The sequence below is a fragment of the Polaribacter sp. 2405UD43-2 genome (genome assembly GCF_058147125.1).
The window spans coordinates 178,373-200,175 of sequence record NZ_JBYVJX010000006.1 but is presented as its reverse complement, the minus strand read 5'-3'; the positions used below and the strand labels follow the sequence as shown (position 1 = coordinate 200,175).

General features: G+C 30.2%; 19 protein-coding genes. 13 read left to right on the top strand and 6 right to left on the bottom strand.

The annotated features are described in order from the left end of the window. The first annotated feature begins 28 nt into the window (after positions 1-28). From ACY2RX_RS10125 to ACY2RX_RS10090, 8 genes are all read left to right on the top strand, one after another. Positions 29-1,285: a Y-family DNA polymerase gene (locus tag ACY2RX_RS10125; RefSeq protein ID WP_490103862.1), complete on the top strand. Its 1,257-nt coding sequence runs from the start codon at positions 29-31 to the stop codon at positions 1,283-1,285. Then, positions 1,285-2,550: an adenosylmethionine--8-amino-7-oxononanoate transaminase gene (gene bioA / locus ACY2RX_RS10120; protein ID WP_490103861.1), complete on the top strand. Its 1,266-nt coding sequence runs from the start codon at positions 1,285-1,287 to the stop codon at positions 2,548-2,550. The genes ACY2RX_RS10125 and bioA overlap by 1 nt, the downstream gene beginning before the upstream one ends. Before the next feature lie 112 nt (positions 2,551-2,662). After that, a complete protein-coding gene (locus ACY2RX_RS10115) occupies positions 2,663-3,883 on the top strand; it encodes a beta-ketoacyl synthase N-terminal-like domain-containing protein (RefSeq protein WP_490103860.1) in 1,221 nt (406 codons plus the stop codon). A gap of 55 nt (positions 3,884-3,938) precedes the next feature. Beyond that, a complete protein-coding gene (locus tag ACY2RX_RS10110) occupies positions 3,939-4,511 on the top strand; it encodes a hypothetical protein (RefSeq protein WP_490103859.1) in 573 nt (190 codons plus the stop codon). Between the two features lie 9 nt (positions 4,512-4,520). Then, on the top strand, positions 4,521-5,942 hold the full coding sequence (locus ACY2RX_RS10105) for a flotillin family protein (protein ID WP_490103858.1): 1,422 nt from the start codon (positions 4,521-4,523) through the stop codon (positions 5,940-5,942). 87 nt (positions 5,943-6,029) lie between these two features. After that, positions 6,030-6,995, top strand: coding sequence for an alpha/beta fold hydrolase (locus tag ACY2RX_RS10100; RefSeq protein WP_490103857.1), 966 nt, complete (start codon positions 6,030-6,032; stop codon positions 6,993-6,995). A gap of 34 nt (positions 6,996-7,029) precedes the next feature. Then, complete coding sequence (gene bioB / locus ACY2RX_RS10095) at positions 7,030-8,127, top strand: biotin synthase BioB (protein ID WP_490103856.1); 1,098 nt, start codon at positions 7,030-7,032, stop codon at positions 8,125-8,127. A 113-nt stretch (positions 8,128-8,240) separates the two neighbouring features. After that, on the top strand, positions 8,241-9,101 hold the full coding sequence (locus ACY2RX_RS10090) for a cupin-like domain-containing protein (protein ID WP_490103855.1): 861 nt from the start codon (positions 8,241-8,243) through the stop codon (positions 9,099-9,101). A 341-nt stretch (positions 9,102-9,442) separates the two neighbouring features. On the opposite strand, the gene trpS is transcribed toward ACY2RX_RS10090, so the two are convergent. Further along, positions 9,443-10,411 carry a tryptophan--tRNA ligase gene (gene trpS, locus ACY2RX_RS10085; protein ID WP_490103854.1) on the bottom strand — a complete coding sequence of 323 codons (969 nt, stop codon included), beginning with the start codon at positions 10,409-10,411 and terminating at the stop codon, positions 9,443-9,445. A 60-nt stretch (positions 10,412-10,471) separates the two neighbouring features. Here trpS and ACY2RX_RS10080 point away from each other — a divergent pair, with 60 nt between their 5' ends. Both ACY2RX_RS10080 and trhA read left to right on the top strand, forming a co-directional pair. Next, positions 10,472-11,263 (top strand): lysophospholipid acyltransferase family protein, encoded by a 792-nt coding sequence (locus ACY2RX_RS10080; RefSeq protein ID WP_490103853.1) that lies wholly within the window; start codon positions 10,472-10,474, stop codon positions 11,261-11,263. Continuing rightward, positions 11,235-11,873 (top strand): PAQR family membrane homeostasis protein TrhA, encoded by a 639-nt coding sequence (gene trhA / locus ACY2RX_RS10075; protein ID WP_490103852.1) that lies wholly within the window; start codon positions 11,235-11,237, stop codon positions 11,871-11,873. Before ACY2RX_RS10080 ends, trhA begins: the two co-directional genes overlap by 29 nt. Positions 11,874-12,081: 208 nt before the next feature. Here trhA and ACY2RX_RS10070 read toward each other — a convergent pair whose 3' ends face one another. After that, the gene (locus tag ACY2RX_RS10070; RefSeq protein ID WP_490103851.1) at positions 12,082-12,555 is read right to left on the bottom strand and encodes a CYTH domain-containing protein; all 474 of its coding nucleotides are present in this window, start codon (positions 12,553-12,555) and stop codon (positions 12,082-12,084) included. Positions 12,556-12,644: 89 nt separating this feature from the next. On the opposite strand from ACY2RX_RS10070, the gene porZ reads away from it, so the two are divergent. The 3 genes from porZ to ACY2RX_RS10055 are packed head-to-tail and all read left to right on the top strand — an operon-like array spanning position 12,645 to position 18,191. Continuing rightward, on the top strand, positions 12,645-14,978 hold the full coding sequence (gene porZ / locus ACY2RX_RS10065; protein WP_490103850.1) for a type IX secretion system anionic LPS delivery protein PorZ: 2,334 nt from the start codon (positions 12,645-12,647) through the stop codon (positions 14,976-14,978). A gap of 1 nt (position 14,979) precedes the next feature. Continuing rightward, on the top strand, positions 14,980-15,702 hold the full coding sequence (recO, locus tag ACY2RX_RS10060) for a DNA repair protein RecO (protein WP_490103849.1): 723 nt from the start codon (positions 14,980-14,982) through the stop codon (positions 15,700-15,702). Then, a complete protein-coding gene (locus tag ACY2RX_RS10055; protein ID WP_490103848.1) occupies positions 15,702-18,191 on the top strand; it encodes a TonB-dependent receptor domain-containing protein in 2,490 nt (829 codons plus the stop codon). Before recO ends, ACY2RX_RS10055 begins: the two co-directional genes overlap by 1 nt. Before the next feature lie 136 nt (positions 18,192-18,327). Here the strand turns inward: ACY2RX_RS10055 and ACY2RX_RS10050 are convergent, their stop codons facing one another. The 4 genes from ACY2RX_RS10050 to ACY2RX_RS10035 all read right to left on the bottom strand — a co-directional run bounded on the left by ACY2RX_RS10050 (position 18,328) and on the right by ACY2RX_RS10035 (position 21,703). Next, complete coding sequence (locus ACY2RX_RS10050) at positions 18,328-18,672, bottom strand: SdpI family protein (protein WP_490103847.1); 345 nt, start codon at positions 18,670-18,672, stop codon at positions 18,328-18,330. An 80-nt stretch (positions 18,673-18,752) separates the two neighbouring features. Further along, entirely contained in the window at positions 18,753-19,625 is an 873-nt protein-coding gene (locus ACY2RX_RS10045) for an acyl-CoA thioesterase (RefSeq protein WP_490103846.1), read from the bottom strand. Further along, entirely contained in the window at positions 19,615-20,808 is a 1,194-nt protein-coding gene (locus tag ACY2RX_RS10040) for a peptidogalycan biosysnthesis protein (protein ID WP_490103845.1), read from the bottom strand. The genes ACY2RX_RS10045 and ACY2RX_RS10040 overlap by 11 nt, the downstream gene beginning before the upstream one ends. Position 20,809: 1 nt before the next feature. After that, positions 20,810-21,703: a metallophosphoesterase gene (locus ACY2RX_RS10035; RefSeq protein WP_490103844.1), complete on the bottom strand. Its 894-nt coding sequence runs from the start codon at positions 21,701-21,703 to the stop codon at positions 20,810-20,812. Between the last annotated feature and the right edge of the window lie 100 nt (positions 21,704-21,803).

Here is a 21,803-nt window from a genome sequence, read left to right as displayed (position 1 = left end):
AATAGCAAAATTATATACCTTTACCCCTATGTTTGCATTGGTAGATTGTAATAATTTTTATACATCTTGCGAGCGGGTTTTTAATCCGAATTTGCAAGGAAAACCAGTTGCTATTTTAAGCAATAATGATGGTTGTGTTATTTCTATGAGCGATGAAGCCAAGAAATTAGAATTGCCTTTTGGTGCGCCAATTTTTAAATGGGAAGCTTTTTGCAAACAAAATAATATTACGGTTTTGTCTTCTAATTATCCATTATATGGAGATATGAGCGCAAGAGTAATGAATATTTTAAAAGGTTTTTCTCCAGATATAGAAATCTATTCTATTGATGAATCTTTTTTAGAATTAAAAGGATTTGAAAATTATAACCTTTCTGAATACGCAACAAAAATTAGAAGTAGAATTTTAAAATGGACAGGAATACCTACTTGCGTAGGCATTGCGCCTACAAAAGCATTGAGTAAAGTTGCTAATAAAATAGCACGCTCTAACATTCAACAATCTAAAGGAATTTGCGTAATAGATTCTGATGAAAAAAGAATAAAAGCTTTAAAATGGACAAAAATTGGCAATGTTTGGGGAATTGGGCGTCGTTTAAAAAAACGATTGCAAGCCAAAGGATGTGTAACCGCGTATGATTTTACACAAATTCCAAGCGATTGGGTTTTAAAAAATTTTTCGATTGTAGAATGGCTACTACAAAAAGATTTACAAGGCATTTCTAAAATTCCGTTAGAAGAGGTTTCATCAAAAAAAATGATTGCAACAACACGTAGCTTCGAATATACCTATTCAGATATCAATAATATTAAAGAACGGATTTCTACATTTGCAGCAAGTTGTGCAGAGAAATTACGTGTTCAGAAATTGAGTTGTCATTTGTTAATTGTACAGCTTTCTAGTGATAGACATAAAAAAGATGCACAACAACACAGAGAAAGTAAAACCGTTGTTTTTTCATACCCAACAGATTCTACATTAACCATTTCTAATGCTGCTGTAGCAGGTGTGAAAACGATTTTTAAAACTGGAATTAAATACAAAAGAGCCGGAGTTATTGTTGCGGGTTTGGTGCCAAATGATAATTTTCAACTTAATTTGTTCGTGCACGAAAATCCAAAACACAAACCTTTAATGGCTGCAATAGATGGTTTGAATAAAAAGTTTAAAGCAGATAAAATTAAGTTGGCAAATCAAGATTTAAAACGTACTTGGAAAATGCGTCAAGAGCGTTTATCACCTAAATTTACCACAAATATTAATGAAGTTTTAGTTGTAAAATAATGACACTACAAGAAAGAGATAAAAAACACCTTTGGCATCCGCTAACACAACATAAATTACATCCAAATCATTTAGCAATAACAAAAGCAAAAGGAGCTTTATTGTTTGATGATAAAGGAAATGAATATATAGATGGAATTGCTTCTTGGTATACTTGTATGTACGGACATTGTAATGAATATATTACCAATAAAGTTTACAGCCAAATGCAACAATTAGATCATGTTGTATTTGCAGGATTTACACATAAACCCGCTATAGAATTATCAGAAAAATTGATAAGAATTCTTCCTGAAAATCAAAAGAAAATTTTCTTTTCTGATAATGGTTCAACTTCTGTTGATATTGCTATTAAAATGGCTTTACAATATCATTTTAATCAAGGAGAAAAAAGAGGTAAAATAGTTGCTTTAGAAGGCGGTTTTCATGGCGATACTTTTGGAGCAATGTCGGTTTCTGGATTATCGGTTTACAATGGTCCTTTTGAAGATTTTTTTATTGATGTTTCTCGAATTCAAGTTCCGACAAAACAAAATTTTAATTCTGTAAAAAAGCAATTTATTAAATTAGTTTCTACTCAAAAAGTTGCTGCTTTTATATACGAACCTTTAGTGCAAGGAGCTGCTGCAATGAAAATGTTTGATGGCAATTTATTAGATGAATTATTACAAATAGCTAGAGAACACAATGTATTATGTATTGCAGACGAAGTAATGACTGGTTTTGGAAAAACGGGTAAAAACTTTGCTTCTGAATATTTAGAAAATCAACCAGATATTATTTGCTTGTCTAAATCGTTAACCGCAGGTTTGGTTCCTATGGCAATTACAAGTTGTGCGCAAAAAGTATATAATGCTTTTTTAAGTGATGATATTGGCAAAGGTTTTTTTCATGGACATACCTATTCTGCAAATCCAGTGGCTTGTACAGCTGCTTTGGCAGGAATTGAGTTGTTAAATTCAGAAGAAGTTCAAGAGAGTATTAAACGAATAACAAAGTCTCATCAAGAGTTTAATGATAGAATTAAAAAGCATCCAAAGGTTAAAGAAACGCGTCAATTAGGTGTTATTTATGCTTTAGATTTAAACATAGAAATGGAACGCTATGGAGATTTACGCTATCAATTATTCAACTTTTTTATGGAAAATGGAGTTTGTTTACGTCCGTTAGGAAATACAATTTATATTTTAGCTCCTTATGTAATTACAAACAAGCAATTGCAGAAAGTATATAAAACCATAGAAGAATCTTTAGAGATTGTTTAGGGCGTTCAGTTTTTTAAAACCTATGAGATTTCAAGTAGAAAAACTATCTTTGTAGTCGTATTTAAACCCCAAAGGTTTTTAAAACCTTTGGGGTTTTGAGTAACTCTTTAATATGATAGAACCAATCTCAATAACATCATTTTCATCCATTTCTGCATTAGGAAGTTCTCCAAAAGAAATTTGGAAAAACTATTTATTAGATAAACACTTTTTATCAAAAAAAAAGGTGAATGGAAAACCTGTTTATGTAGGTCAACTCTCAAAAAAAAATCAAAAAAAAATAGCAGATTTAAGAAATTCAGATTCAAAATATAAAAGCTTAGACGATTCTGTTTTGTTTGCAATCCATGTTTCTAGAGCAGCAATTAAAAGGACAAAATGGGAATCAGCAGAAAAATTTGGAGTTAATTTTGGTTCTTCAAGAGGTGCAACATCACTTTTTGAAAAATACCATAAAGAGTTTTTAGAAACTCAAAAATCATCCACTTTAAGTTCTCCAACCACTACTTTAGGAAATATTTCTTCTTGGGTGGCGCACGATTTGCAAACATCTGGTCCAGAAATATCGCATTCAATAACTTGTTCTACAGCACTACATTCTTTATTAAATGGCGTTGCCTGGATAAATGCAGGAATGTCTAGTAAATTTTTGGTAGGAGGAAGTGAAGCAGCCTTAACTGACTTTACTATTGCGCAAATGCAAGCGTTAAAAGTGTACGCTAAATGTTATTCTGAGCTTGACGAAGAATCTCATCAAACTGAAAAAGATTTCTCTACTGCGCTCAAAATGACAAGTGAATTTTTTCCCTGCAAATCATTAGATTTAAACAAAACAAAAAACACAATGGTTTTGGGCGAAGGCGCATCAGCAGTTTGTTTAGAAAAAGGAATTGTAGCAAATGCTTTGGCAACCATTGTAGGAATTGGTTTTGCAACTGAGGTTTTAAAACACAACACTTCTATTTCTGCTGATGCGATCTGCTTTCAGAAATCAATGAAAATGGCTTTAGGAGAAATTTCTCCTGATGAAGTTGATGTAATTGTTATGCACGCTCCAGGAACTGTAAAAGGAGATATCTCAGAAATAAATGCAATTTCTAAAATATTTTGTAACAAAACACCTTTTCTAACTACTAATAAGTGGAAACTCGGACATACTTTTGGAGCTTCAGGAATGTTAAGTCTAGAATTAGCATTGTTAATGTTGCAACATCAAAAAGTAATTACTGTTCCTTTTGCTAAAAAGCAAAGTCAACCAAATCAACTTAAAAAAATTTTGGTGAATGCTGTTGGTTTTGGCGGAAATGCAGTTTCTGTTTTATTGACAAAATAAGTCACTTTATTCAGTCAAAAATCTTTATATTTAATCACTTTTAAAACTAACTGTTATGATGGAATGGTTTCAAGAATTATCGTCTTTTCAAAAAACGTATTGGATAATTACAGGGATTTCTACACTTATTTTTTTATTTGTATTAATTAGCACTTTTGTGGGCGCAGATGCAGATGATATTGGCGATGTTGATGCAGAAATAGATGCAGATACTGGCGCTGGATTTCAGTTTTTTACATTGAAGAACTTAGTTGCTTTTTTTACCATTTTTGGTTGGAGCGGAATTGCAAGTATTGATGCTGGAAATTCTAAATTGACTACGATTATTATTTCACTTCTTTGTGGTTTGGCAATGATGTTTGTAATGGCAGCAATGTTTTATTATATCAGCAAACTAACTTCTAGCGGAACTTTAAAAATGCAAAATGCATTAAACTCTATAGGAGAAGTGTATTTAACTGTGGGTGCAAATCGTTCTAAGATTGGAAAAGTACAAGTAAAAGTACAAGGATCTCTCAGAGAATTAGACGCTTTAACAGACTTTGATAAAGACTTAACACAAGGAAATGTGGTAAAAGTGATTGAAGTAACAAACAACGGAATATTAATTATAGAACCTCAAAATTAAAAAATTACTATGCTAAATTTTATAACATTACAAAGTAGCCCATTTGCGGGTTTAGTAGGAATCGGAATTGCAATTCTATTTATTTTTATACTGATAGTTGCTATGATAAAACGCTACAAAAGATGTCCGTCAGACAGAATTTTAGTAGTGTATGGTAAAGTGGGTGGAGGTGAATCTGCCAAATGTATTCACGGTGGAGCCGCATTTATTTTTCCTGTAATTCAAGATTACGAATTCTTAGATTTAACACCAATTTCTATAGAAGTAAATTTGGTAAACGCACTTTCTAAACAAAATATTAGAGTAAATGTACCAAGTAGATTTACAATTGGTATTTCTACAGAACCAGGAATTATGCAAAATGCAGCAGAAAGATTATTGGGTTTAGGGCAAAATGAAATTCAAGAATTAGCGCAAGAAATTATTTTTGGTCAGTTACGTTTGGTAGTTGCATCTATGGATATTGAAGAAATAAATTCTGATAGAGATAAATTTTTAACCAACATTTCTAAATCAGTAGAATCCGAATTAAAGAAAGTAGGTTTAAAACTTATCAACGTAAATATTACAGATATTGTTGATGAATCTGGTTATATAGAAGCTCTTGGAAAAGAAGCTGCAGCACACGCCATTAACGCAGCAAGAAAATCGGTTGCAGAAAAAAATAGAGATGGTTCTATTGGTGAGGCCAATGCTGTACAAGATGAAAGAACACAGGTTGCAGCAGCAAATGCACAGGCTGTAGATGGAGAAAATACTGCAAAAATTGCAGTGGCAAATTCAGACTCTTTGCGTAGACAAAGAGAAGCAGAAGCAGAAAGAGTTGCCATTGCATCAGAAAAAGTGCAATCTGCAAAAGCATTACAAGAATCGTATGCTGCTGAAAAAGAAGCAGAATTAGCCAGAGCAGAAAGAGAACGTTCTTCTCAAGTTGCAGATGTTATTGTTCCTGCAGAAATAGATAAAAGAAAAGTTGAAATTGATGCAGAAGCAGAAGCAGAAAACATTAGAAGAATTGCAAAAGGTGAAGCTGATGCTATTTTCTTAAAAGCCCAAGCTGAAGCAAAAGGTTTATACGAAGTTTTAACAAAACAAGCAGCAGGTTTAGATCAAATTGTAAAAGCAGCAGGTAATGATTCTCAAAATGCAGCACTTTTATTAATTGCTGATAAGTTACCAGAATTGGTAAAAACACAAGCAGAGGCAATTAAAAATATTAAAATTGATAAAGTTACTGTTTGGGAAAATGGCGGAGGAAAAGATGGTAAATCATCAACCTCTAACTTTATTTCTGGAATGTACAAAGCGGTTCCGCCTTTACAAGAAATGTTTAATATGGCTGGTATGCAATTGCCAGATTATTTAAAAGGAAAAGAAATTTCTGCAGATATTGTAGAAGATGTTAAGGGGAATAACCCTAAGAAAGATTAAGAAAAGAATACTATAAAGCAAAAATCCACTAATTTAACAACTAGTGGATTTTTTTATTTATTACTTTTACTTTATAAATATATAATTATGAAAAATAAATATGTTCTATTAAACTTAGTTTTCCTGTTTGTTTTTAGTGCTTTTGCGCAACAAGATCCAAATATTTTCGACAAATTTGAATCAAAAACATACATCATTGATGGTTATAAAATAAATGTTGAAGTTTTAGGAAAAGGAGATCCAATATTCTTTTTGCCTGGTGGACCAGGAAACTCTCACGATTATATGCAAGGCAATTTTGGGCATTATTACAAAACAAATACAGTTGTATTTTTTGATTGGTTGGGTCGTGGTAAAAGCGATAATGCTAAAGATAAATCTGAATATTCAGTTGAAAATGATGTTAAATTGATTGAAAAACTTAGAAAATTATTAAAGTTTGATAAAATCTCTTTAGTGGGTCATTCTTACGGAACCGTTCCTGCACAAGCTTATGCAATAAAATATAAGAATAATGTTGATAAAATGGTCTTAATTAATGGATTTCATTCTGGTGCAATGTGGCAAGCAAACTGCGATAGTTACAACCATTATGCTAAAACTCATTTCCCAGAAAAATGGCAAAAAGTAGATTCTATAAGAGCTTTAGGATATGTTTCTAGCGATAAAGAACATCAAAAAATTTATGGTAGTTTTCCTACGAAATACATTTATTATCACGATACAAAACTAAAACAAAATTCACCTAAATATAAACACAGAGCTTGGGCAAATGATGTATATGTAACCATTATTGGTAGCGATGGTGATTTCGATGTTTCTGGTAGTATGATAAATCAAGATTATAGAAAAAAATTAAAAGATGTAACTGCAAAAACCTTAATTGTTGCGGGTAGATATGATGGCGTTTCAACTCCAGAATTTGCAGTACAATACAAAAAATTTATGCCACAAGCTAAATTCGTGATGTTCGAAAATAGTGGGCACAATCCGTATTTAGAAGAACCCGTAAAATTTTATACCATTTTTGATAAGTTTTTCAATATAAAATAGATTATTTTTGACCTATCAAAACAACTCGATTTTTATGAGCAAAATAAGACATAACTGGACCAAAGAAGAAATTCTAGAAATATATAACAAACCATTAATGGAATTGCTGTATCAAGCAGCAACTATCCACAGAAAACAACACGACCCCAATGTTGTTCAAGTATCAACATTATTGTCAATAAAAACAGGAGGATGTTCTGAAGATTGTGGCTATTGTCCGCAAGCTGCACGGTACCACACTGATATTGAAGGAAATGATTTAATGTCTGTAAACCAAGTAAAAGCGCAAGCTTTACGCGCCAAAGAAAGTGGGAGCTCTAGAGTTTGTATGGGAGCTGCTTGGAGAAATGTAAAAGACGGACCAGAATTTGACCAAGTTTTAGAAATGGTAAGAGGTATCAACAAGTTGGATATGGAAGTTTGCTGTACTTTAGGAATGGTAACTGAAAATCAGGCAAAACGTTTAGCAGAAGCGGGTTTATATGCGTATAATCATAATTTAGATTCATCCGAAGAATATTATAAAGAAGTAATTTCTACTCGTGGTTATCAAGATAGATTAGATACCATTGACAATGTTAGAAAAACAAATGTAACAGTTTGTTCTGGCGGAATTATTGGGATGGGAGAATCTGCTGAAGACAGAGCAGGAATGTTAGTGGCATTATCCACTTTAAATCCGCAACCAGAATCTACACCAATCAATGCTTTAGTTGCTGTAGAAGGAACACCGTTAGAAGATGAAAAACCTGTTGAAATTTGGGATATGATTAGAATGGTGGCAACCACTAGAATTGTAATGCCAGAAACACAAGTAAGGTTATCTGCAGGTAGAACACAAATGAGTAAAGAAGGGCAAGCTTTGTGTTTCTTTGCTGGAGCAAATTCTATTTTTGCAGGAGATAAATTATTAACAACTCCAAATCCTGATGTAAATGAAGATATGGAAATGTTTGCTGTTTTGGGTATGAAACCTCAAAAACCATTTACAAAAAAGGTACAACCGCAAACTGTAGAAGCAAAAGATTCTCAATATAAAGATTTAGGCGAAAAACCAAAATGGACGCGCCCTGACCATAAAATTGATAGAAATGAAGCAGCTAAACAAAAAGGGAAAGCTGTAAAAGCGTAAAATAAAAGTATTAAATTTTTATATAAACCATCATTTTAAAATGATGGTTTTTCTTTTTTTAAGCTATCTTTTTTGCAACGATTTTTTAACTTTGTATTTTAAAATTTTGAAAAATGGGTTTAAACTTAACTCAAATAGAAAGAGTAAAAACAATTACCAAAAAAGATTTTATTAAAAACTATTTTAAGCCACAAAAACCTGTGGTTATAGAACATTTTATTGAAGATTGGCCTGCGTATTCTAAATGGAATTTAGAGTATATGAAAGAAGTTGCTGGTGATAAAATTGTGCCTTTATATGATGATAGACCTGTTGATTATAAAGACGGTTTTAACGAGCCTCATTCTAAAATGAAAATGTCTGAATATGTAGATTTGTTAAAGCGAGAACCTACAAAATTCAGAATTTTTTTGTGGAATATTTTAAAAGAAGTTCCTGTTTTACAGAACGATTTTACTTATCCAGATTTTGGTTTACGATTAATGAAAGGATTACCAATGTTATTTTTTGGAGGTAGAGATTCTTACACATTTATGCATTATGATATTGATTTGGCTAATATTTTTCACTTTCATTTTGAAGGAAAAAAGAAATGTATTTTGTTTGATCAAAAGCAAAATGAATTTTTGTATAAAATTCCACATTCTTTAATTACTAGAGAAGATATCGATTTTAATAATCCAGATTTAAAAAAATGGCCAGCTTTAAAAAAAGCCAAAGGTTTTGTTACTGAATTAGAACACGGAAATGTATTATATATGCCAGAAGGTTACTGGCACTATATGCGTTATATAACACCTGGTTTTTCTATGAGTTTAAGAGCAATAGCACGTAAGCCTAAAAATCTATCAAAAGCAATATACAATGTTTTTGTTATGAGAACTGTTGATAATTTAATGAGAAGAATTAAAGGGCAAAAATGGATAGATTGGAAGAATGAACAAGCTATTAAAAATACGAATAAGAATATTTAAAACCAGTATTTACACCTGTTTTTTATTTAGTTGATTTTTAGTACCTTGCAAAGGTTAAACAAATCGTTCCCCAATTATGAAAGCCTGTCCAAACTGCAAGTCTGTGTCTAGGCACAGAACCAAAAGAAGCACGTTTGCTAAATTAATTCCTGGCACTAAAGCTTATTCTTGTGACAGATGTAATACAGTGTATACTTGGGTTTCTTTTATCAATCGTTCTTTAAAAATCTAAAAGATAAAAAATATTTGTGTCTAGACGGTAGCGCTTTTGGCGGTAGTCTAAAAGACAGGGCTTTTTATCAATAAAAAAGTAGTTCTGCCATTTTAAATAAGAAATGGTATTAGTAGCCTATTTTTTCCCTGACTCTTTTTAAAACATCATTCGCAATAATTGTTGCTTTTTTGGCACCAATATTTAGAGCGTTATCAATCTCGTTTTTATTTTCCATAAAATGATGATAGCGCTCTCTAACCGTTGCAAATTTATCAATAATTAATTCATATAAAGCTTGTTTTGCGTGTCCATAACCATAATTACCACCTTCGTAATTTGCTCTCATTTCTGCAATTTGAGCATCAGAAGCTAACAATTTGTACAAAGCAAAAATAGTATCAGTATCTGGGTTTTTAGGTTTTTCTAAAGCTTTACTATCTGTTTTAATACGCATTATTTGCTTACGCAACTTTTTATCAGTCAAGAAAATATTGATGATATTATCTCTAGATTTACTCATTTTTTCACCATCAGTTCCTGGAACTAATTTTGTATGTTCTTGTATTTTTGCATCAGGGGCAACTAATGTTTCACCTACTATATTGTTAAATCTATTGGCAACATCGCGCGTAATTTCTAAATGTTGTAATTGATCTTTACCAACAGGTACAATTTCGGCATCATACAATAAAATATCTGCAGCCATTAACATTGGGTAAGTAAACAAACCAGAATTTACGTCTGCTAATCTATCGGCTTTATCCTTAAAACTATGTGCTAATGTTAATCGTTGATAAGGAAAAAAGCAACTCAAATACCAAGATAATTCTGTTACTTGAGGTATATCACTCTGTCTATAAAACACCGTTTTATTAATGTCTAAACCACAAGCCAGCCAAGTAGCAGCTGTACTATAAGTGTTTTCTCTTAACTCATTTCCATCTTTAATTTGCGTTAAAGAATGCATATCTGCAATAAACAAAAAGGCTTCATTTTTAGGGTTATTTGCCATTTCTATGGCTGGTAAAATGGCTCCTAATAAATTTCCTAAATGTGGTGTTCCTGTACTTTGTACTCCTGTTAAAATTCTAGACATTTATCTTATTTTGATAGCACAAAAATAATCAAACAAAAGAATATTACTACATTCGCACTTATGAAATATTTACTTTTTCCCATTCGTTTTATTTGGCGACTTTGGTTTTATTTTCTGATGATTATTTCCATTTTATTAATGGTTCCTTTTTTACTGGTGTTATTATCAGACGAAAAGTATTACAATTCTTTTTGGAAACTAATGAGAGGTTGGTCGTTTTTTTTAATCTACGGAATGGGGTTCAGGTTAAAAATTGATAAAAAACAAAAACCAGACCCTAAAAAAAGTTATATGTTTATTGCAAATCACGCGTCTTTATTAGACCCTTGGATTATGATTGCAATAAATAAAAATCCAATGTTATTTGTTGGAAAAAAAGAATTGGTAAAGTTACCAATTTTTGGATTTTTCTATAAAAAGGCTGTAGTTATGGTAGATAGAAATGATCCTAAAAGTAGAAAAGAAGTTTATACTCGAATTAAAAAAAGATTAGATACTGGTTTAAGCATTGCCATTTTTCCTGAAGGATTGGTGCCAACTGAAAATGTAGTTTTAGCGCCATTTACAAACGGAGCTTTTAGTTTGGCTATAGAATATCAAATGGAAATTGTAACACAAGTTTATTATGATGCAAAGCGTTTGTTTTCTTGGAATTTTTTTAAAGGACGCCCAGGAATTTTTAGAGTAAAACAATTTAAATTTATAAACACAAAAGGTTTAACAAATGAAGATAAAACTAAATTAAAAGAAGAAATTTTTAGTTTAGTATACAACGAATTGTTAAACGATAAACCTTATATGAAAGATACAAATAGACCCAATAATGAGCGAGAAATTAAATCACCTTTATAGCAAAAAAGAAGAAAGGTTAAATATTGTAACTCACGGTTTTGGATTGTTTTTAAGTATAATCGCTTTTCCTTTTTTGTTGATAAAATCTTTAGAATATTCTGGTTTTTGGAAACCAATTAGCCTTGTAATTTATGGGCTAAGCTTAATTGTTTTGTATGCAGCTTCTACATTTTATCACGCAGCTAAAAACCCAAAGAAAAGAAGGCGTTTAAATATTTTTGATCATTCTGCTATTTATGTTTTAATAGCTGGTAGTTACACCCCTTTTTGCTTAGTGGCATTAAACTCTAAATTAGGTTGGTATATGTTTATTTTTGTTTGGATTTTTGCATTAGTAGGCATTATACTAAAATTATTTTTTACAGGTAAATACGATAAAATTTCTACAGCAATGTATTTACTTATGGGCTGGCAAGTTATGTTTTTTCTGAAACCACTAATAAATGCTTTGAGCAGCCAAGAATTAAATTTTTTAATAGCTGGAGGAGTTTTTTATACAATAGGAGCCATTTTATATTCTATTAAAAAATTGCCTTACAATCACGCAACATTTCATCTGTTTGTTTTATTAGGAAGTTTGAGCCACTTTTTGGCAATCTATTTTTTGTAGAAAAGTGTTTATATCCCAAAGAATGAGGGTTTTAAGAGTACTTTTAATTTTTTTCACTAAAATAAAATATGATATTTGTCAAATTCATAAAAAAAAATTACTTTTGTAGCACTTAGTAGATTTGGCCTAGGTTAAATTACTGAGTATTATAAATCTTATTTAGGGGGTAGGTTTATTAAATTTCCTCGAACTTTTGTTCGAGGTTTTTTTATGTCCAATTTTTATATGGGTGTTTGCTAATCATTGAATTATAGTATTTTACAATACCAGTAACTTCTTTCCCTAACCAGTTAGGTTTTTTAAAAATTTCTGTTTCAGATTGTAATTCTACTTCTGCTATAATTAACCCATTATTGTTGCCACAAAATACATCTACTTCAAATAGATGATTACTAACTTTTACTAAATATCTTGTTTTTTCTATTACTGAAGGTTCGCATAATAAAAGCAATTGTTCAGCGTCATTTTTATCAATTTCTTTTTCCCATTCAAATCTTGTAGTTCCGGCAGAATTAGATTTGCCTTTAACCGTTATAAAAGCTTTATTATCAGTAATTCTAATTCTTACAACTCGGTTTTTATCAGAATTTAAAAACCCTTGTTTTATCTGTTTTTTTTCAAAACTTTGTTTGATAAAATCGTTATTTGTAACCAAAAACTTTCTTTCTATTTCAATACTCATAAATTCTGTTTTGATTTTTGTACTAATGTAAGTTGTTTTATCGTTATTATAACAATAAATAAATATCTTTGAGTTATTAAAATTATATAATGAAAAAACGCTTTTCAATCTATTTTTTCTTTTTTAGTATCGTTTTCTACGCTCAAACAGATTATAGCGATTCTTGGGAAGATTTCTATTCTTACAACAATATAAAAGATTTTGTAAAAGTAGACAATACTATTTATGCCTTAGCAGACAATGCAATTTTTACTTATAACATTAATACCGAGGAAATTAGTAAAGTATCTTCGGTGCAAGGTTTGTCTGGCGAAACTACTTCTTCAATTTTTTATGACACTACTTTTAAACGATTAATAATTGGTTATAAAAATGGTTTGGTAGAAGTTGTAGATGATGATGGTACCATTACAATTTCATCAGACATTGTAAATTTTAATCAATCAGGAGAAAAGAGTATCAACCATATTTCTAAACTTAATAACAAGTTGTATTTAGCAACACCCTTTGCTATTGTTGAATATGATATTGAAAAATTAGAATTTGGAGATACTTTTTTTATAGGAGATAAATCGAGTGCTGTTAAAATAAATAAAACAACAATTTTTAACGGAAATATAATAGCAGCTACAGAAAAAGGAATTTTTACAGCAAATGCTTCTAGCAATGCTTTAATAGATTTTAATAATTGGAAACAAAATTTTTCTAGTCAGAAATTTACAGAAATTCTAACGTTTAATAATCAATTATTAGTGGTTGAAGCAACAAAATTATATCGTATTAATAGAAATACTATTACTGAAGTTAAAAACTTTTTACAAGATATAAAAGGAATAAAATCTTCTAACACGCACCTTTCTGTTGCTTTAAATAATTCTGTAAAAATATTAGATGTAGGTTTAAATGAGGTTTTACAATTTTCTACAACAGCAGATTTTAACTATACTTTAAATACTGTTTTTTTTGAAAGCAATACAGCATATTTAGCAACAAAAGAGTTTGGAATTCTATCAGCAAAAGAAAATTTTCCAACTAAATACAAAGAAATACATCCAGAAGGACCATTAAATAATGATGCTTTTTCTATTACTGCACAAAATAATAATTTATGGGTTGTTTATGGTGGATATACAAGTACTTATGGACCTAATAATAATATACAAAATTATAGTCATTTTAACGGAAAAAACTGGTTTAGCCCAAAACCTGATCCGAATTTCCCGTTTTCAGATTTAAGTCATATTTCTATAGATCCACAAAATGAAAATAGAATTGTTATCAGTTCTTTAGGAGATACAAATGATATTAATAGTGTGTCAACAGGAGGTTTGTTAGTTGTAGAAAACAACAAAGTAAAAACTTTTTATAATCATCTAAATAGTCCGTTAGAAGATATAGTTGCAGATATTCCTAACAGAGTAACTATAAGAGTTACAAGCTCCGTTTTCGATTCTAATGGTAATATTTGGATTACAAATATTGGTTTAGGCAAAGAGTTAAAAAAGCTTTCTGTTGATAGTCAATGGTCTAGTTTTGATATGAGACCTGTAGAAACAAGTGATGCTTTTGGATTAAGTGAAATAGTTATAGATAGAAACAATACCCTTTGGTATGGCTCTAGAAGAAATGGCGTGTATGCTTTTAATGAAAACGGAAATAGAAAAAAGGCTTTAATTGCAACACCAAATGCTGGTAATTTGCCAGATTTAAATGTAAGAACTGTAGCTGTAGACGATAATAATAGAGTTTGGATTGGCACAAAATCTGGCTTGGTAGTTTACAACAATGGTTCTGGTGTTTTTAATGATAAGACACCAAATGCAAAACCAGTTGTAATTAATGGCGATGAAAATGGTTTTGGAGAAAGACTTTTAGGAGATCAAACTATTAATTCTATTGTTGTTGATGGCGCAGATAATAAATGGTTTGGTACAGATAATGGAGGGGTAATTTATACAAATCCTAGCGGACAAAAAACCATCGCTAATTTTAGTAAACAAAACTCTCCTTTACCATCAAACAGAATTGTTAAAATAACGGTAGATAATACTACTGGTAAAGTCTATTTTGCTACTGATAAAGGAATTGTTGCTTACAATAGCAAAGTGGCACCTTTTGGAGATGTTTTAGCAAATGTATATGCATATCCAAATCCGGCATTAAAAAATCACGAAACTGTAACCATAGATGGTAGAAACGGAACACATTTGCCAAAAGGAACCAATGTTAAAATCTTAGACGTAGCTGGTAATTTAGTTTATGAAACCAATGTTGTAGAAGGGCAAGAATTACAAGGTGGTAAAGTAGTTTGGAACAAAAAAAACTTAGCAGGCAAAAAAGTTGCATCTGGTGTATATATTGTTTTGTTATCTAATGATGATGCCTCAGAAAATGCGGTTACAAAAATTGCAATTGTAAATTAAAATGGCAGTTGTAACTACCAAAGCAATTGTTTTAAACTCACTTAAATATAGCGATTCTAGTTTAATTGTAAAATGTTTTACTGAAGAAGAAGGAATAAAAGCGTATCTAATAAAAGGGGTTTTAAAAGCTAAAAAAGGAGGCATAAAAGTGGCTTATTTTCAACCACTTTCGCAACTAAGAATTGTTGCCAATCATAGTCATAAAGGTTCTTTAAATTCTATAAAAGAAGTTCAAGTTTCTTATCCGTATAAAACAATTTATAAAGATATTGTAAAACAGTCTGTTGTGTTGTTTTTATCTGAAGTTTTAGCGCACGCTATAAAAGAAGAAGAAAAAAACAAAGCCCTTTTCGATTACTTAGAAACAGGGTTTATTTGGTTAGATTTACACGATAAAATTGCAAATTTTCACTTATTATTTTTATTGAATTTAACTCGATTTCTGGGTTTTTATCCAGACTTGTCAGAAAGAGAAACAATAGGGTTTCATTTATTAGAAGGGAGCTTTACAAATCTAACTTCTCAAAAAAATGTAATTTCAGGAAATCATTTTTATCAATTTAAAAAGCTGTTAGGCATAAATTTTGATAGTATAGAAAAAGTGTCTTTTAGCAAACAAGAAAGACAAACCGTTTTAAAAATAATAATTCGATATTTTGAATTACATTTGGACGGTTTTAAAAAACCAAAATCGTTACAAATTTTAGAAACCGTTTTTAGTTGATGAAACATATAATTTTAGCATTCGTTTTTTTAATTAGTTTTACCACTTTTTCTCAAAAAGTAAAAATATTAGACAAACAAACGGGTAAAACAGTTAAAAATGTTACTGTTTATAACGAGTCTTTATCTGTAAATTTATCATCTAATGGCAAAGGTTTTGTAGATGTTTCTTCATTTAAAAAAAACGAAATCATTGTTTTTTCTCATATTTCTTATGCGTTATTAAAAATCAAAAAATCTACTTTACAAAAAAGAAATTTTCTGGTTTACCTAACAAAGCATTCTGAGCAATTAGATGAGGTGGTTTTATCGGTTTTTAAAAAGGATGCAAAAGCAAAAAGAATTGCAGAACAAATAGCTGTTTTGTCTACTAAAGATATTCAAAAAGTATCGCCTCAAACATCAGCAGATTTGTTGGCAACAATTCCAGGAATTAAAGTTCAAAAATCGCAATTTGGAGGCGGAAGCCCTGTAATTAGAGGAATGGAATCTAACCGTGTTTTATTGGTGGTTGATGGCGTAAGAATGAACAATGCAATTTATAGAAAAGGACATTTGCAAAATTCTATAAGTGTTGCCCCAAATATGTTAGACAAAACCGAAGTTGTTTTTGGACCATCATCAGTAATTTATGGTTCAGATGCTTTGGGTGGCGTAATTCATTATTATACAAAAACACCTAAATTGTCAGAAAATAAAGAGGTGAAAAGCCAGTTGTTTTCTAGGTTTTCTTCAGTAAATCAAGAAATAACAACCAATGTTTCTGCAGAATTAAGGTTTAAAAATTGGGCTTCTTTTACGAGTATTTCGTATAGTGATTTTGGCGATTTAAAAGCTGGCTCAAACAGAAACCACGGTTTTAAAGATTGGGGAAAAGTGTTTTATTATTCAGAAAATTTGAATGGAAATTATAAGGAAACCCCCACTTTAAACTCAGATACAGAATTGTTAAAAAATACGGGTTACAATCAAACAGATGTGTTACAGAAATTTTATGTTCCTCTTTCTAAAAATACCGATTTAAAAATCAATTTACAATATTCTACGTCTTCAGATATTCCTCGTTTTGACAGGTTAACAGAGTTAAAAAAAGGGAAATTAAAATTTGCAGAATGGTTTTACGGACCTCAAAACAGATTGTTAATTTCTTCTCAATTGCTAATCAACCCAAATAAAAATTGGTTAGAAAGTGGCGCTATTACTGTTGCATATCAAAATATAAAAGAAAGTAGAATTCAACGTAAATTTGGAAAATTAAAACGCTCTTACAGAAAAGAATCTGTAAATGTTTTTAGTGTGAATGGAGATTTTTCTGTACCATTAACTACAGATAAAACTAGAAATTTATCTTATGGTTTTGAGTTTGCTTATAATGATGTTACTTCTAATTCTTACGGAAAAAAATTAAATATCGTCAACAATAAAATTGATGGTTTTTCTAGTGATTTTTCTGTGCAATCGCGTTATCCAGATGGAGGCAGTAATTACTTAAGTTCTGCAGTTTATGTAGATTACAGGCAAGATGTTAGTAGTAAATCTACCTTAAATTCTGGAATCCGTTTTACAAACACAAACCTAAACGCAAAATGGATAGATGAAACATTTATAAAATTGCCAGATAATGATATTAGCGCAAATCATTCTGCAGTAACAGCAACCATTGGTTATGTGTACAGACCTAGTAAAAATTGGCAAATAAATAGTGTTTTATCATCAGGTTTTCGTTCTCCAAATATAGATGACGTGGGTAGAGTTAGAGAAAAAAGTGGCAATGTAACTGTGCCAAATATTACTGTAAAACCAGAGTTTGCTTACAATGCAGAAATAGGAATTCAAAAATATTTTAACGATAAAAAGTTTAGATTTGGAGCCAATTTGTATTACACTTTATTAGATAAATATATTCAAAGAGATTTTGTTTTAGATGATAAAGGAAACAAAACAAAACAACTTTTTGACGGAGAAGAAGGCAATGCAGTTTCTAATCAAAATAAAGGAACCGCCTATATTTTAGGATACACACTTAATTATTTAGGTAAGGTGTCTAACATTATAAATACCTCAGGTTTTATTACCTATACAAAAGGAAGAACCTATGATTCTAATGAGCCAATGTCATCTATTCCGCCTTTGTTTGGTCAGTTCGAAATCAACTATAAAAAGAATAAAATTGAGTTAGGAGCAGCTGTAAGATTCAATAGTAAAAAAGAGATTGAAGATTTTAATTTTACAGAAGGCATAGACAATCATGATTTAACGCCAATAGTAGATGCCACTATAGTTGATGAAAATAAAACCAATTATGTAAATAAATATTATGGCTCGCCAAGTTGGATGACAGTTGGCATAAATGGAAACTATTCTGTGAATGATAATTTCTCTGTACAAGCAAGATTAGACAATCTTTTTGATGAACATTATATAGAGTTTGCTTCTGGAGTTTCTGCTCCTGGTAGAAATTTATCGGTTTCTTTTGTGGCTAATTTTTAAGTATCTTTATTGATAAAATTGCCTATTCTGAATGAATTAAATTGCCACTTTTTGTTGTTGCTATTTTAGGAATCGCCCCAATAAAAAATTTTAAATACCAAATAGAACAAAGTATTTTTAATTAGAAATCTTTAATTTACTTCTTTTTTCCTTCATCTGTAAAATTATCAGACAAAGATTTTTCTGTTTTTATAATACTTACCAAAACAGAAAGTAAGACTAAAGCCATTGGTTGCCACGTGAGTTCTTTGGGGGCAAAATTTGCAAAAAGTAACCCCCCTAAAAAAGAAATTCCTGCATAGATTAACAAATTTTTAGAGAAAATGGTGTTAGCAAAATCCCATATTTTTTGATTTTGCATCGATTTTGGAGTTCTATATCCATACCAATTATTAATTTTTTTTGGTGGAAATTTCCAAAAAATAATACTTAATAAAAAGAGCAAACCATTGGTGGTTAAAATATACATTATTGGATTCATTGAAATCTGTTTTTTTAAATTTGCTTACTGCTTACTGCTTACTGCTTACTGCTTACTGCTTACTGCTTACTGCTTACTGCTTACTGCTTACTGTCTTTAGGTCTTAACAATCCTTCTTGTGCAAAAGAAGCAACTAATTTACCATTTCTTGTAAAAATATTTCCTTTAGCTAAACCTCTTGCCCCAAAAGCATTTGGAGATTCCGCAGAAAAAAGCATCCAATCATCAAAATTAAAATCTCTAAAAAACCACATAGAATGATCTAAACTAGCCGTTTGTGTATTGCCAAAATTGTACTTACTTGCATTCGGATTAAAAGCAGCATTTAACACATTATAATCAGAAATATAAGTAAGAATTTCTTGTTTGGTTCTATAATCTAAGTCTTGTTTTTCTCCTTTTAAACGAAACCAAACTTTTTCTATGGGAGGTAAATCTTCTGGTTGTAACGGGTTTGGAATTTGAACAGGTTTAAACTCTATAGGTCTTTCTATACTTAAGAAATACTTCATAGATTTTGGTAAAAAATCACCAAATTGCGCTAGCATATCATCCCAACTTAACAATTCTTCAGGTTGTTTTATACCTTGTTCTATTTTTGTTTGATGCTCAAAACCTTCTTCCTTTTTATGAAATGAAGCTGCCAAAATAAAAATAGTTTTACCTTGCTGACTTGCTGTAACTCTTCTTGTAGAAAAACTACCTCCATTACGCATTTCAGCTACGTGATAATTTATAGGAATTGTTAAATCTCCGGCTTCTAAAAAATACGAATGCAAAGAATGTAAAAATCGAGTTTCTGGTATTGTTTTATAAGCTGCATTTACTGCTTGCGCTAAAACTTGTCCGCCAAAAACGTGTGCACTACCAATAGTAACGCTATTGCCGCTAAAATTATTTTTACCTAAATCTTTTAAATTTAGAAGTTCTATAAGTTCTTTGCTATTTTTCATTTGCCATTTCTAGTTTTTTAAAAGGAAACTTTTGTTGAAAAGGAGTTGGTTGCACTCTTTGCAAAAATAACTTTAAAATTCTGTTTGTAATCCTTTTTTTATGACGAAGATACATTGTTAAATCTTGAGGAACCGCACCAACTGAGCTTTTAATTTCGCTTGCGGTTCTACCAAAATTAATGGTTTTTATTTTTTTATGAATGCCAATTTCTATGTAGTCATATAACATTCTTTGATAAATTGCATATTCTCTATTTAGTTGATAGTCAATACCTACAAAGTGTGCGTCTAAAGAATTTTGATTGATAACTCCAGATATAAAACCTACAATTTTATTGTTTAACCAATAGGTTTTTAAAATGTAATTTTCGCCTAATTTTTCTTTTAAATCTTTGTATGTCTTTAAGTTAAAATCGCCTAAATTAAAAGCTGCATTTTCTGCTACTTTTTTGTAAAGAGCCGTCATTTTTGGCAATTGATTTTCTATGTTTTTTAGCGTAACTTCTTCTATTCTAATATTGGCACTTTGCTTAAAAGATTTTCTAGCTTTTACTCTAAACTTGGTTTTCATTGCAGTCAAATAATCATCAAAAGTTTGCCAGTTTTTATCAATTTTTAGCATCATATTGGGTTCTACTAAAAAAGGATGATATTTATTGTCTTTTAATTCATCCGTAATAAAAAGCGATTCGTTTTCGAAATCTTTTAGCAATAAAGCATCAATTTTTAATTTCTTATTTGTGTTTACAAAATGCAAAATTGCTTTTGCTAATTCTTTTATAATACTCTTTTTATCTTGATTTTCTTTGATGAAAAGTCCATATTCTCCACTCACAAAAGTATTACCACAAATTAAAATTCTTAAAGGTTTTTTATTGGGAATTATGTGTAGTTTTCTACCAATATTTTTTAGTTTTCTTATTAATAATTCTAAATCATTTCTAATTCCGTCTATAAAAAAATCTATAATTTGAATACAAGCTAAAGTTGTTGGTTTATTGTTTTTATTAACCAAAATAATATAAGAAAATTTAATATTTGAGTGATTTTTTTCAATCGATTTTAAAAAATCTCTATTAAAATATATGTTGTTTTCACATTGTAGAGATTGCCAAGTTTCTTCTGAAATATCATCAACAGAAGAAAAAAATAACGCATTATTTGTGTTGGTACAAAAAATCAAATTAATTAATATAGTGTGTTAAGTTTTCTGGTCCTTCTAATATGGTTCTTTTAATTTGCATAGTACCATTTTCATTTGTAACAATGTGCCATTTTATAAGTGTTATTTCATAATTTTCGATTTCTATACCGGTAATAGATCTAGGATGCACACAGCTACCATCGTTAAAAAAAGGGATTTCATTTTTAGCAGGAAAACGCGGCCTGTGTGTATGGCCAGTAATCATCATTTGATTATTGTTTTCTTGTATCCATTTTTCCAATTTATATTCTACTTTTATACGTTCTTTAAAATTTTGTGCAGGACTTGTTGGATCTGAAAAACCTAAAATTTGAAGAGGTTTCCATAATACTTTTACCAAAAAACTACTAAATCTCCAAAAAACATAATTAAACCAATCTGCTTGATGTCCGTGCAATAAAAATATTTTTTTTGCTGTATTTTCATCTTCTAAAACAATGGCTTCAGAGAAAGATGCGCCAATTAATAATTCTTTTTTGGTGTCTGTAACAGAGTCGTAATAATAGTGTAAATTCTTACGAATTGTTGCAGGGTATTTATATTTCATATCGTGATTACCCCAAATAAAATGTAATTTATTTTCAGAATGAAATTTTTTAAACCACAAATAAATATGTTTGTTGGCTTTAAAAATGGTTGAAAAATTTCTGTTTTCCCAAAGTTCATCACCATCACCTAATTCAATATAGGTAAAATTATGATTGTAATAATGCTCTAAGGCATGTTTAAACATATTTCTATTATGGGCAAAATCATCAGCAAAACCATTATCTCCTCTATGAGAATCACTAAAAAACACAAATTTAGAATCTTGATTAAAACAGATTCTTTTTGCGTTTTTAAATGCTCTTGATATTCTTTTATTAGATGACATTTAGATTTTTTAGAAATATAAAGATGCATAAAAAAAAAGAGTTTTTAAAATTAGAATATATAGAAAGCCTATCCACAAAGTTTTTCGTTTAAACTTTATT